The 12,828-nt window shown below is 66.8% G+C and carries 10 protein-coding genes; 1 reads left to right on the top strand and 9 read right to left on the bottom strand.

Annotation, left to right across the window (positions count from 1 at the left end; genetic code table 11):
* Positions 1-70 precede the first annotated feature (70 nt).
* Positions 71-3,277 (top strand): type I restriction endonuclease subunit R, encoded by a 3,207-nt coding sequence (locus AC1MB9_RS07655; protein WP_479964413.1) that lies wholly within the window; start codon positions 71-73, stop codon positions 3,275-3,277.
* Here AC1MB9_RS07655 and AC1MB9_RS07650 read toward each other — a convergent pair.
* The 9 genes from AC1MB9_RS07650 to AC1MB9_RS07610 all read right to left on the bottom strand — a co-directional run bounded on the left by AC1MB9_RS07650 (position 3,225) and on the right by AC1MB9_RS07610 (position 12,386).
* Positions 3,225-3,842 carry a hypothetical protein gene (locus AC1MB9_RS07650; protein WP_479964412.1) on the bottom strand — a complete coding sequence of 206 codons (618 nt, stop codon included), beginning with the start codon at positions 3,840-3,842 and terminating at the stop codon, positions 3,225-3,227. The genes AC1MB9_RS07655 and AC1MB9_RS07650 overlap by 53 nt on opposite strands.
* A gap of 8 nt (positions 3,843-3,850) precedes the next feature.
* The gene (locus tag AC1MB9_RS07645; protein ID WP_479964411.1) at positions 3,851-4,309 is read right to left on the bottom strand and encodes a single-stranded DNA-binding protein; all 459 of its coding nucleotides are present in this window, start codon (positions 4,307-4,309) and stop codon (positions 3,851-3,853) included.
* Between the two features lie 106 nt (positions 4,310-4,415).
* Complete coding sequence (locus tag AC1MB9_RS07640) at positions 4,416-6,227, bottom strand: type IV secretory system conjugative DNA transfer family protein (RefSeq protein ID WP_479964410.1); 1,812 nt, start codon at positions 6,225-6,227, stop codon at positions 4,416-4,418.
* Positions 6,228-6,255: 28 nt separating this feature from the next.
* Positions 6,256-7,254, bottom strand: coding sequence for a DNA-processing protein DprA (gene dprA / locus AC1MB9_RS07635; RefSeq protein ID WP_479964409.1), 999 nt, complete (start codon positions 7,252-7,254; stop codon positions 6,256-6,258).
* Positions 7,255-7,307: 53 nt separating this feature from the next.
* Entirely contained in the window at positions 7,308-8,792 is a 1,485-nt protein-coding gene (locus AC1MB9_RS07630; protein WP_479964601.1) for an ATP-binding protein, read from the bottom strand.
* A gap of 2 nt (positions 8,793-8,794) precedes the next feature.
* On the bottom strand, positions 8,795-9,211 hold the full coding sequence (locus AC1MB9_RS07625; RefSeq protein WP_479964408.1) for a hypothetical protein: 417 nt from the start codon (positions 9,209-9,211) through the stop codon (positions 8,795-8,797).
* A 43-nt stretch (positions 9,212-9,254) separates the two neighbouring features.
* A complete protein-coding gene (locus AC1MB9_RS07620) occupies positions 9,255-10,712 on the bottom strand; it encodes an SCO6880 family protein (RefSeq protein WP_479964407.1) in 1,458 nt (485 codons plus the stop codon).
* Between the two features lie 2 nt (positions 10,713-10,714).
* Positions 10,715-12,088 carry a TrbL/VirB6 family protein gene (locus AC1MB9_RS07615; protein WP_479964406.1) on the bottom strand — a complete coding sequence of 458 codons (1,374 nt, stop codon included), beginning with the start codon at positions 12,086-12,088 and terminating at the stop codon, positions 10,715-10,717.
* Positions 12,089-12,116: 28 nt separating this feature from the next.
* Positions 12,117-12,386 carry a DUF6112 family protein gene (locus AC1MB9_RS07610; RefSeq protein ID WP_134503624.1) on the bottom strand — a complete coding sequence of 90 codons (270 nt, stop codon included), beginning with the start codon at positions 12,384-12,386 and terminating at the stop codon, positions 12,117-12,119.
* Positions 12,387-12,828 lie beyond the last annotated feature (442 nt).

Here is a 12,828-nt window from a genome sequence, read left to right as displayed (position 1 = left end):
CGTTGCCGTATTCGTGCAGCACTCTGCACAACTAGCTTTCACCAGCGTCAATGTATTGAGGGGATAGGCAATGACGATAACGACATCGGCTCCAGCACTCGGGCTGTCCGAGGCGGCCTGGGAGATATTCGCGCTCGACCAGCTGGGGGAGCCGCTCGGCTGGAAGCCGGTGGCGGGAGCGAGCATCGCTCCGGGTACGGGGGAGCGTGAGTCGTGGAGCGAGCTGCTCATCCGTCCGCGCTTGCTGGAGGCGCTGCGCACGCTGAACCCGACCGTTCCGGTGGAGTACCTGCGGCAAGCCCTCGCCGAGCTCACGTCGCCGAAGTCGATGGACGCGATCACCGAGAACGAGCGCATCCACAACTTCCTCGTGCGCGGGTTCCCGTTCAGCTACCTCGATGCGAACGGGGCAGAGGCGAATCCCAGCATCCGTTTGATCAGCACCGAACCCGATCAGAACGACTGGTTGGCGGTGAACCAGGTCACGCTCGTTCAGGGCGACGTGACGCGGCGCTTCGACCTCGTGCTGTACTGCAATGGCATGCCGGTGAGCGTCATCGAGCTGAAGAAGGCCGGCAGCGAACGGGCCACCGTCGCTTCCGCGTACGCGCAGCTGCAGACGTACCTGCGCGAGTTTCCGATGGCGTTTCGGTTCTGCGTATTCACCCTCGCCTCCGACGGGCAGTCCGCCGCGTACGGCACGCCGTTCACCCCGCTGAACCACTTCTCGCCGTGGAATGTGGATGACGACGGCAAGCCGGTTCCTCCCGGCGCGACCACGGTCGACGGCGATGCGGTCACCGGGCTCGACACCGCGCTGGCCGGCCTCTACAACCAGGAACGGTTTCTGCAGCTACTCACGTCGTTCACCGCGTTCGACGAGGGCGACGACGGCCTCACCAAGCGCATCGCCAAACCGCACCAGTATTTCGCCGTGAGCAAGGCGGTCGGCAGCACGGTGCAGGCCGTGGCGAGCAACGGCAAGGCCGGCGTGGTGTGGCACACGCAGGGCTCGGGCAAGTCCATGGAGATGGAGCTGTACACCAACCTGGTGGCGCGGAATCCGAAGCTGAAGAACCCGACCGTGGTGGTGATCACCGACCGCAACGAGCTCGACGGTCAGCTGTTCAGCTCCTTCGACCGCAGCCTGCTGCTGCCGAGCAAGCCGCAGCAGATCAAGCGCCGCTCCGAACTCCGCTCGGAGCTGAGCGACCGCACCACGGGCGGCATCTACTTCACCACCCTGCAGAAGTTCGGAATCAGCAAGGCCGAGAAGGATGCCGGGGCGGAGCATCCGCTTCTCTCCGACCGCCGCAACATCATCGTGATCGTGGATGAGGCGCACCGCAGTCACTACGACGACCTCGACGGGTACGCCCGCCACCTGCGCGACGCCCTGCCGCACGCGACGCTGATCGCGTTCACCGGCACGCCCATCTCGTTCGACGACCGCAACACGCAAGACGTGTTCGGCGACTACATCGACGTGTACGACCTCACACGTGCGGTCGACGACGGCGCCACGGTTCCGGTGTACTTCGAGCCGCGGCTGATCAAGGTGGCCCTCGCAGCGGATGTGACCGAGGAGATACTCGACCAGTCCGCCGACGAAGCCACCAAGGGGCTCGACGAAACCGAACGCGCCCGGATCGAGCAGAGCGTCGCCGTGGTGAACGCGGTCTACGGCGCGCCCGAGCGCATCGACGCCCTCGCGGCGGATCTGGTGGCGCACTGGGAGAACCGGCGCAGCCGCATGACCAAGTTCATCGAAGCGCCGGGCAAGGCCATGATCGTGGGCGGCACGCGGGAGATCTGCGCGAACCTGTATGCGGCGATCGTGGCGTTACGGCCGGACTGGCATTCGGATGCACTCGATAAGGGCGTCATCAAGGTGGTCTATTCCGGCGACGCGACCGACCAGCCGCCGGTGAGCACGCACGTGCGGCGCACCTCGCAGAACGATGCGATCAAGGCCCGGCTGAAGAACGTGGACGACGAGCTCGAACTGGTGATCGTGAAAGACATGATGCTCACCGGCTATGACTCGCCGCCGCTGCACACCCTGTATCTGGACCGGCCACTCAAGGGCGCGCTGCTGATGCAGACGCTTGCGCGGGTGAACCGAACCTTCCGCGGCAAGGAAGACGGCTTGCTGGTGGCGTATGCGCCGCTGGCCGAGAACCTGTCGAAGGCGCTGGCGGAGTACACGGACTCTGACCAGAAGGGCAAGCCGCTGGGCCGTGGGATCGACGAAGTGATCGCCCTCACGACCACTCTCGTCGACACCCTGCGCGGGCTCGTCGCCGGGTACGACTGGAAGGTCGTTCTGAACAAGGGCGGGCCGAAGGCATACCTGAACGCGGTCACCGGCGCCACGAACTACCTGCGGGCACCGACGACGCCCGGCAACCACGTGATCGACGGTGAGGAGACACTCGCGTCGAAGTACCGCCGGTACTCCGGGCAGCTGTCGCGGGCGTGGGCGCTCTGCTCGGGGTCTCAGAACCTGGCTGAGCTGAGGCCGGAGGTGCAGATCTACGAGGAGATCCGGGTCTGGATGGCGAAGTGGGACGCCAACGATCGCAAAGGCCGCGGAGAGCCGATCCCGGAGGAGATCCAGCGACTGCTGGGGGAGCTGATCGCCTCGGCGACGTCGTCCGGCGACGTACTCGACATCTACGAGGCGGCCGGCATGCCAAAGCCCTCGCTGAGCGATCTCACGCCGGAGTTCGTCGCGAAGACGCAGCAGGCGCGCAACCCACACCTGGCCATTGAGGCGCTTCGCAAGTTGCTGACCGAGGAGGCGACGGCATCCACTCGCAACAACATGGTTCGGCAGCGGGCGTTCTCCGAGCGCATCACGGAGCTGATGAACAAGTACACGAACCAGCAGCTGACCTCGGCCGAAGTGATTGCCGAGTTGGTGGAGATGGCGCGGGAGGTGGCCGAGGAAGCCAACCGAGGGTCGAAGTTCACGCCGGCGCTGACCAGTGACGAGCTCGCGTTCTACGACGCGGTGTCGCAGAACGAGTCCGCGGTCGACCTGCAGGGCACCGGCGTGCTGGCAGACATCGCGCGCGGGCTTGTCGAGGTGATGCGGAAGGACGTGCGCACCGACTGGACCGTGCGCGACGATGTGCGGGCGAAGCTGCGCTCCTCGATCAAACGCTTGCTCGTGCTGAACGGCTACCCGCCCGACAAGCAGCCCGAGGCGATCAAACTCGTTATGGAGCAGATGGAGTCGATGGCCCCGCGCTTCGCGGAGGCGCGGCCCTAGCTGAGCTGGAGTCGGCGCGAGCAAAGAACTCGGCTTCGGCATGTCGCCGGTTGGCGACGTCGTCACCGACGAACTGCGCGAAATCCCTGTCACGATTGCTGATCGGGAGATCCTCCACGACGTCGGGGGGTTGTTCTCCCGGCCAAGCCGTCTGGCGTGTGGGTCGGTCTCGGTCGAGGCGCGTTCCCGAGGTGGCGACCCAGTCGTGGAGGCGTTGGCGAGCGTCGGCGAAATCGCGGTGCCATCCGAAGGGGGCAGATCCGTGCTGATCGGGGTCGTAGGCGCAGAGCCAGTGCAGGTGCAGCGCTGAGAGCTCCCAGACCAGTTCGGGGTGACGGTGCCAGAACGGGGGCACGACGGACGCTGGGAGCCCATACGTGCGTCGTAGCCAGTTCACCCATCGGTTGAGTTCGATCCATTCGGTTTCGGCCTCATCGGCGGTGAGGAGGTTCCAATTGATCGGATGCGGCGGCTCTGCAACGAGTGGCCCGTCGAGGTCGTCTGATTCCTCGCCGGGATGGGCATCGTCACCGCCGGGCGGCCACTCAATCGGAAGTTCTACCATCGCCGCACTCAGATCCCGAGTACGGCGGAGCCGGTGCTAACGGGTGATGTCTCTTGGGAAACGACCTGCTGGACGGCCGACAAATCCGTCTCGATAGCCGCGGCTGCGCGGCGGGCTCGGTCGACGTCGTAGTTGGTACGGGCGAGGTCGTGGCCGATCTTTTTCGCGACGAACTCCTCGCGTTGGATAATTTCGCCCGCGCGCTCGAACTCGAAATTGCGCACGTAGCCTTCGGCGACGAAGCTGTCGCCCTTGACGAACCGAGTGAGCGCCCGTTCGGCTGTGGCGCGGTAGGCGACGAGGTCGTGAAAGCTCGGCTCGAGAACGGTGAAGCTCCCATTGTCTTCGCGACGGAAGTGCGGTTGGCCGACGCGGACGTAGAAGCGGGTTTCGCCGTTCTCGGTGACCGATTGCTGCGGCTCTGAGGTGATGAAACCTGACAGCGATTGCTGTGTGTGAAGGGGCATGGGACTCAACCTCCTGCATGGGCGGACCGCCTTGATCCGCGTTCACTACGAGGTGCGCCACGTGCTCCACAGATTGCGACCAGACACGGTGGAAGGGAAATACGCGTCATTCCGTTTGGCTGACCGGCCGCTCCGCCAGGTTTTCGTGACCGGGCTTGCGCATCAGTCCTTCGATTTCCTCGCGGTTCGTACGAAGGGCCTTGGCGTCGGGGCGTGCGGTCCACATGCGCAGACTCGCGATGATGGGTGGGGCCGCGCGGAGCATGATCAGGCCGGTACCGAACGGGAGGGTGCGGATGGTGTCTGGCGGCAGGATCGGGACGCGCCGGATGGAGCGCTGGGCCGAGCGTGAACCCCGGTCGCCGATGGTTGTGGAGTCGGTGGGTTCGTCGCGGTCGCCGATCAGGGTGGAGAGGTCGTGGAGGTCTTTTGAGTTGGATCCTCCGCCGAGCACGATTTTGACGATCGAGGAGTCCCAGATTGCGCCGGCCGCGTTGTCGCTCCACGTCGTTCGTGCCTGCGACAGTGACTGAAGCACGGGCATGGTCGTGATGCCGGTGCCGCCGCCCTCGGCCATGAGGTTGGGCAGCGACGGAAGGGGCGCGAGGTTGCCGATTTCGTCGAGGGCGAGCAGGAGTGGCGGGTCGAGTCGTGCACCTGCGCTTCGTGCGGCGATGCGCCTTGCGGTCTCGACGAGGTCCTCGACGAAGGCGGACACGAGGGCCGCAGAGTTGTTCGACCCGGCGCCGGTTGCGAGCAGGTACAGCGTGCCGTTGCTGCGCAAGAACGCTTCGGGGTCGAACCCCTCGCCAGTGCCGGGTGAGACGGCATCCAATACTCGGGGATCAGCAAGCGCACCCAACGACAGGGAGACGCCCTGCCAGATGGAGTCTCGCGTGCGCGGGTCGGCCTCGAGCATCGCCTGCAGGGAGTCGCCCCAGCCGGTCGCCGCAGCCGGGGTGCTCATCAGGATGGAGACCGCGTCATGGGCGGCGGCAGGGTCGAGGGTCCAGCGAAACAGCTCGGCAGGTCGGCAGCCATCGAGCGCCGCGGCGTGCAGCAGGCACTGCAGGGCGGTGCGGGTCTTGGCTTCCCAGAACCCGCCCCCATCGACGCCGCCTGCAGCCAGTCCCGTTCCGGCGGCGAGCCCCGACGCGCGGATCATCGCCGTGAGCGGGTCTTCACAACCGCGGATCGGCGACCACCGCAGTCCCACAGGTACGCCCGCTGCAAGGCGCTGCGGATCGAAGACCGCAACGGGGCCCATCCGCTGCCGTGCCCGAAGGGTGGTGGTGAGATTATCGGGGCGGGTGGAGGTGGTCACGACCGGGCCGGGGGCATCGAGGATGGCATTGATCACGATGTGCGCCCCCTTACCGGAGCGCGGCGGACCGATGACCAGTATGGAGTCCTCGACGCTCGCCCAGACCGTGGTGTGGCGGGATCGGCCAATTCGATAGCCGACGTCGCTGGGGCCGGCGTTCGTGAGGGACGGCCGAAGGTGCGCCGCGCGCTTCATCAGAGCCGAGTGCGAGGCGGCTCGCGATACCTCGTCGCTGGTCGCGATGCCGAGGATGCGGTGTGGGTCGACCTTGGCTGCGCGGCCCAGGCCTCTGAACATCCGCCACAACCAGAGGGCCGCCGCCACGGCCAGAACGAGCAGTAGAGTCGTCGTCAACCAATACGCGACCGGGTTCAGACCAGGTGCCTGCAAGGCCGCCGACGGATGCCCCGGGTCCAGGAGCACGGCGAGCCCGGTCGCAGGGCCGCCTGCAGGTTGCCTGATGCCGGTCGCCCACGTGGCGACAGCACCCGCGGCGCGGAGCAGAAGGGCCAACACCGTCGTGCTGATCAGCAGTGCGATGCCGAGGTTCGAAAGCTCGTCGCCGAGCCCAGCGTGCGGTCGCGGAGTGTTCATCGGTACGGTCTCCGTTCGGCGCGAATCGTTAGAACGTGAGGTGAGGACCAGTTCGGGTGAACCGTCTCGTGGGGGAGTAGGCGAATGTTCGGTCTCCGGAGAAGCCTGCCGTGGAGTCCAGCAGGTCCGTCACATCCTGGGCGTCGACGACGAGGCTCCCGATCCCCTCCTGGATCAGCCGATGGCACCCGGCGCTCGCCGGGCTCGTGACCGGGCCGGGAACGGCGCCTACCGGTCTCCCGAGGGCATGGGCCTGTGCGGCGACGTTCAGGGAGCCAGATCGGTGCCCTGCCTCGACGATGACTGTCGCGCCTGACAGGGCCGCGAGGATTCGGTTGCGTTGGAGGAACCGCCACCGGGTGGGGGCGGAGCCGGGCGGGAGTTCGCTGACGAGCAGGCCGCCGCTGTGCTCTATGCGCTCGAAGAGTTGCTCGTGCCCGGTGGGGTAGAGCCGGTCGAGGCCGCTGGCGAGCACGGCGATCGTCGAACCCGGGTAAGACACGGTGGCTGCGCGATGCGCTGATTCGTCGATGCCGTAGGCACCGCCGGACAGGATCGAGCGGCCCTGCGAGGCGAGATCGGAGGCAAGTTCGGTGGCCACTTGGCTGCCATAGGCCGTTGCGGCGTGGGCGCCCACGATGGTGACCCGGGCGGGCAGTGGAGCCGACAGTTGACTTGGGTCACCCTTCAGCCAGAGTGCGATCGGTGCGCTGGTGTTGAGCTGTTGCAGTTCGCCGGGCCAGTCGATGTCCTCGGGTGTCAGCAGTCGCAGGCTGTGGCGTTCCATGTCGGAGCGGATGCGGTCAATCTGGCCGGGGTTGATGCGCGGGGCAAGTCGGCGTCGCCACAGCTCGCCCTCGGCCGGGTCGATGCCGTTCGGAAGGCGAACGCCTGAAGTGATCAGCTGCACGGTCTCGGCCGCGCCGAACCGGGCAATCAAGCTTCCGGTGATGGTGTCGCCGGGCTCGGACAGCGCCGCGAGCATCATCCTCGCCTCGCGCTCGTCGCTGAACATATTCTCGGGCATCGCACTCCCTCCTCACTCTGAATGACAGGTGCGCTCCAGATCCCGCATCGCGCCTACTGGCCTGACGTCATCCGGGCCGTCGTGTCGAAGGCCGCGAGCTCATCGGGATGCAGCTGGTGTTGCACTACGAAACTGCGATCCTTCACCCGCCAGAGCCCCTGGCCGGTGCCAAGTGCGGGGAGCAGTTTCTGCTCGGTGCGACTGAGGCCGAGCGCGGTCGCGGTCGACCCGAGCTGGTCCGGTTCCTGCCGGTAGACGATGCGCGTCTCGGCGTTGGCCAGCAGCGACGACGCGAGAGCGCGCATCGCGGAGCCGGAGTCGCCGACGTTGTCGAGGTCGCTGAGCTTGTGGAAGACGAGCATGTTCGCTATCCCGAAGTGCCGGGCCAGGCGCCACTGGGCATCCATCCGGCGAAGCAGCGCCGGATAGGCCATGAGCCGCCAGGCCTCGTCGTAAATGACCCAGCGCTGGCCGCCATCCGGATCGGCGAGCGCGGACTCCATCCATGCCGATGAGCACGTCATCAGCACCGAGATGAGCGTGGAGTTCTCGGCCACCCGTGACAGGTCGAGGGAGAACATCGGCAGGGAGGGGTCGAAGCGCACGGTCGACGGTCCGTCGAAGAGGCCGGCGAGGTCGCCGGCCACCAGGCGGCGCAGGGCATGGCCGACGAGGCGACCGTCTTGCGCGAGGCGGCCCTCGTCGTCCTCGGGGTTCGGGGAGAGGATGCGGTCAACGACCATGGGCAGGATCGGCACCGGTGAGCTCCGGACGGCATCCGCCAGTGCGAGGTCGATGGCCGTGTGCTCGAGCGGGCTGAGGGGGCGGTCGAGCACGGTCTCGGCGAGGGCGCCGATCAGGTCGCGGCGTCGCGCCGTCAGTTGTGCCGACCATTCGGCATTCGAGGTGGCGGCTGCCCGGTGTCCTTCGTCGAGTGGGTTGAGTCGGTTGCGGAGTCCGTGGCCGAGGATAATCGCCTTGCCACCGACGGCCTCGGCCACGGCCGTGTGCTCGCCCTTCGGATCTCCGGGTACGTAGACGCGGCGGCCGAAGGGGAGGGAGCGTGTGTAGAGCGATTTCGCCAGTGAGGATTTGCCGGAGCCGACAATACCGGCGAGCACGATGTTCGGTGCGGTGATGATGCCGCGTTGGTAGAGCACCCAGGGGTCGTAGACGAATGAGCCGCCCGAGTAGAGGTCCTGTCCAACGAAGACGCCGGCCGAGCCGAGTCCGGCCTCGGCCAGAAACGGGTAGTGACCGGAGAGCGTTGCCGAGGTGTCCTGGTGTTTGGGGAGCCGGAGCGGGCCGGGCATCCGCAATTGGGCGGGACCAGGTTCCCCGCCTGGGGCCAGGTACGCCGCTGATCGTGACTCGTCTCGTTCGGTGCGCCAGCGAGTGCGGGCTTCGAGATGCTTGGCCTGGCGGGCATCCGCTTCGATCTTCGCGGCGGCGTGCCGTCTGTCGCGGCGGTCGCGGCGGTGCTCGCCGTGTGGTTCGACCAGCGCGGCCGTGTGTAGCCGCTCGTTCACGTCAGCGATTCTCACAGCGAGACCGTGTGCCCTGACATGGGAGACCGGTCTCGGGTGGGCGCCCAGATCTCGGCGCCGCGACGCGTGCGAATCGTGGGCTCGGTCGGCAGGGGCTCCCATTCAGCGGCGACCGTATACCGCCGCAGGAGCGAGACGTACCGGAACTGGGTGCTGTAGGTCACTGCGTACGGCGAGGCGTCCACCAAGGTTCGGTCGGTCGATCCGGCCGGAATGTGGTCGTAGACGTATCCGTTCGTGAGCGCGGCGTCGGTGGTCTCCACGCCGTGGTCCCACTGCCGGAGGTACTGACTTGCCGCGGTGGCTCCGCTGCGGTCGATCATGCCGAGCACTGCGTCGGCTTCCTTGCCCTGTAGGAAGATGACGCTGATCCATCGGCATTCTGGTGTTGTCTGGCGTTCGGTGAACATGTCGGCTCCAATCGGGTTGCTCTGCACAACAGGAGCGCAGCAGTCACACGCTGCGGCAAAGGGGGAGCGCGGCTGCGGTGAAGGCCTGCGCTTGCTGGCCCACGAGCCGGCGGGTTTCGCAGGATGCCTGGATTGCGGCCTGCTCGATGGAGGCCACGGCGGCGTCGAGGTCGTCGAGGGTGGGCGCGCTCACGCACACCAGACCGGTCGTGCGCAGTACGCCATGGCCGGCGGTGAGGTCGGCCTCCTGGTGCAGGAGGTCGTCGTATTCGGCGGTGGCGCCGGCATCCGCTATCTGGCCGATGCGGGTGCGTTGGTGGGCGTCGCTGATCAGCTCGGTCTTCTTCTTGCGCAGGTCCCGCGCCGCCTGATCCGAGCGGACGGGCACGTAGTGCAGCGCCACGGTGCGGAGGATGCCGTTGGTGAATACCAGGGGAGAGAGGAAACCGGGGAAGACCTGCGCCCTCGGCCATTCGCTGATCCACAGCACCGCGTGGAAGCCGCTGTCGGTGCGGAGGTGATCCCAGCTCTCGGCCACGGCGACGGGGCCGGCCGTTTCAAGCGAGCGCCCAACGTCAGGGTGTCGTTCCAGGTCGACGCCGACCTCGGGGTCGTACGCCGTGCGGAGTATTCTCGCGAGCTCGTCAGCGGCGAGCCAACCACCCACGGTGAGGTCCGCGGCGCGCAGGGCCGCGGTGAGGGCGGTCATTTCCTGGCGCAGCACGGCCGCCGCGCCGCGCATGCCGCCGCCCTGCGTGCGAACTTGGCGGGAGGCCGCCGTGAGGTCGAGGGAGAGGCTGATCGTGGTCGCATGGCGTTCGTTGGTGGGGCCGGCCCGGGCGATAAGTTCGCGGTAGGTGGCGGCGGCCCAACTGTCGTCGTTGGTGCCGTGACGCTCCCACCATTCGGCCAGTCCGGTGCCGGAATCGGGCAGCGTGCGCTCCGACACTTGCAGGCGGGCGATGCGCCCCGAGCGGCATGCACCGGCGAGTACTCGCCCCCACCCGACGACGCGGCGGTGCTGTTCCCCAGGGTCGAGCAGGGCGAATGCCGGGTGTGACACGGCCACGATCGCGGTGAGGGTGCGCGCGTGCGGGTCGTGGATCATGACCGCGCCCGATTCCGGGTCGTTCCATTCGCGTAGAGCGGAGGCGTCACCCGGCAGCGATAGTGTGCCGACCGGGCGTGGGCGCACGATGCGGCGCCGGTAGGTGAGCTGCTCCGTGCCTGCCCGCAGTATCCACCGGCTGACAATCGGCACCCACTCGACGATCTTGCGGCCGCCGAGGGGGATGCAGGCGATCAGTGCGGCGGTACCCCACAGCGGTGTCGTCCACGGGATGCCGGAGGCGCCCGTCGTATAGAGCACGGTGACGATGGTGAGCGTGCCGATTGACAGGGCGATCAATTGCGGCAGCGACAGGCCGAGCATGATGCCTCGTTTGGTGAGGCGCGAGAACTGCACAGGTGGCAGTGAGTAATCGGTGTGGTTCTTGTCCATGACTAGACGTCCTTGCCTGGTCGTCCGCCTGGCGGGGAGGCAGAGTCTGGTGGAGATTTGGGAGCGCTGGGTTGGGAGGGTCCGGGTGACGGCGGAGTTGTGGTGGGTGCGGCTCCGCCCGAGGACTGGGTGTGGGCATCCGCTGTCTGACCGACCGTGCTGCCCATCTTCGGGCCGGCCTGGGCGGCAGCTTTGATCACTGCTGCGCCGACGGCGACGCCCGCGGTGGCCGCGCCCGCTGCTGCACTTGCGCCGGCCGTGGCCGCCTTGGCCGATGCGCTCTTGCCGGCGGCACTGGATGCACCCGGTCCGCCGCCCGACGATGTGGGACCAGGTCCGCCGCTGCCCGATGGGGACGTCGGTGCGGGGCCGCCTTGCGGTGCCTTCCCGTTCCCGCCATCGCCGCCCGGCTCCAGGATCTTCTTCGGGTCGTCGACCATCGGTGCTTTCGGCACGGGAACGGGCCGGTTCATCGCCGACTTCGCCTCCTGCTCGCTGGACATCGCGTGGTACATGTCGACCCCCAGGAAGTTGAGGAATTTGTACGTGATGTACGGGGCGAAGGCCGCGATGAACATCAAAACGATTCCGGCGATCGGATCGCTGATGGAGGCAAGATCCGCATCGATCGGGGCGGAGACTTGCGCGACCGCCACGAGAAAGATCACAACGAGAACGAGCTTCGACAGGATCAAGGCCATCACAAACGCGACCCATTTCGTGAACCATCCTTTGGCGGCATCCCAGGTCGCGCCCGCGAGCGCGATCGGTCCGAAGACGATCGCCACCAGCAGCAGTGTCTTGCGGATGAGGAGCGAGAACCAGACGATCGCAGCCGCGGTGATCGCGAGGGAGGACAGGAAGATGGTCACGATCGCGCCCACGCCGGGGGAGGCGAAGGTCACGCCCGTGAGGCCAGTGGCGAGGAGCGCGATCCGGTCGCCCATCCCCTTCATGGTGTTGCCGCTTGCTTCGACCACCCCGATGGTCAGCTGATCGGTGATCTCGAGCAGCAGGCCGGTGATAGTGATGATGACAAAGGATCCGAGCACCGACTTGGCAACGCCGATCGCCGCTCGGGACAGCGCCGTCGGGTCGCGATGCACGAGGCCGGTGAGAAGTTGCAGGCAGAACAAAATCAGCGTGACGAAGACGGCGACACCGAAGAGCACGTTGTAGACGTCGACGTACGCCGGATCGGTGAGGTCAACGAACGTGGTCGAGTCGAAGACAGCCCAGACAGACTCGAAGAGCCACGCGGCAGCGGAGCCCATCGCTTGCGCGAGCCAATCGAACGGCGCCGCCACCAACGACGCCGCGCCTTCCCCGACGGTGCCGCATACGTCGGCGATCACCGGCACGTGGCACACGCTCATCTGAGCCCCGTTCACGTGGGAATCGGGCTCAGACGGCTTGGCCGACGGTCCAGAAGAAGTTGACCAGGGTGACGGCTGAGCCGCAGATGATGGCTGCGCCGCAGGCCACAAGTACGCCCACCTTGCCCCGCGAGGCGAGGTGTGGGTTGGACGAGTTGGCCCCGAAGCCCCAGACGATCGCCGCGATGATCAGCGCGAGCACGCTCAGGATCAGCCCCACGGTCATCACCGCACCGACGATGACGCGCAGTTGCTCGATGCCAGGAAGGCCCGTCCCGTTCGGAACAATGTCAACCACAATCAGCTCCCTCAGTCGGATGATGCGTACGAGAGGGAGGTGCGCGGGTGCTCCCGTGTTTATGGAGGTGGATGCCGGGCACTCCCGATCTCCTGGCAACAGACGAAGGACAGGATCGCTAAGAAGTAGCCCGCACGGCTACGTAGAAAGAGGGCCCAACCGGGAAAGACCAATGCGTTTCACCCGCCCGGTGAAGTCGATCGGTGGACACCGCGCGGCAAAAGCCCGGAGGGTCGTCAGGGCGTGTCGAGGTGATCGGTGGCATCCAGTCGGCCCTCACCTGGCCTGCGTAACGTTGATGGGGCGGAACCGGCCTCGACGATATGATGCCGGGCGGCCGCCTCGATGTTTCCCTTGTCGCGCTCGCCTGGCCCAGAGGCAATCTCTGGGTGCCTGTAGTGGCTCGAGCCGAGCCAGGAGGCAGGAGGTAGCAGATCGATGG

This window comes from Cryobacterium sp. AP27 (assembly GCF_056680495.1).
The sequence above is the reverse complement of the archived record's forward strand: the minus strand, read 5'-3'. Positions and strand labels throughout refer to the sequence as shown.

Excerpts from the sequence above, each read along its gene's own strand:
- AC1MB9_RS07655 (WP_479964413.1), top strand. The coding sequence starts at position 71 with ATGACGATAACGACATCGGCTCCAGCACTCGGGCTGTCCGAGGCGGCC.
- AC1MB9_RS07650 (WP_479964412.1), bottom strand. The coding sequence starts at position 3,842 with ATGGTAGAACTTCCGATTGAGTGGCCGCCCGGCGGTGACGATGCCCAT.
- AC1MB9_RS07645 (WP_479964411.1), bottom strand. The coding sequence starts at position 4,309 with ATGCCCCTTCACACACAGCAATCGCTGTCAGGTTTCATCACCTCAGAG.
- AC1MB9_RS07640 (WP_479964410.1), bottom strand. The coding sequence starts at position 6,227 with ATGAACACTCCGCGACCGCACGCTGGGCTCGGCGACGAGCTTTCGAAC.
- dprA (WP_479964409.1), bottom strand. The coding sequence starts at position 7,254 with ATGCCCGAGAATATGTTCAGCGACGAGCGCGAGGCGAGGATGATGCTC.
- AC1MB9_RS07625 (WP_479964408.1), bottom strand. The coding sequence starts at position 9,211 with ATGTTCACCGAACGCCAGACAACACCAGAATGCCGATGGATCAGCGTC.
- AC1MB9_RS07620 (WP_479964407.1), bottom strand. The coding sequence starts at position 10,712 with ATGGACAAGAACCACACCGATTACTCACTGCCACCTGTGCAGTTCTCG.
- AC1MB9_RS07615 (WP_479964406.1), bottom strand. The coding sequence starts at position 12,088 with ATGAGCGTGTGCCACGTGCCGGTGATCGCCGACGTATGCGGCACCGTC.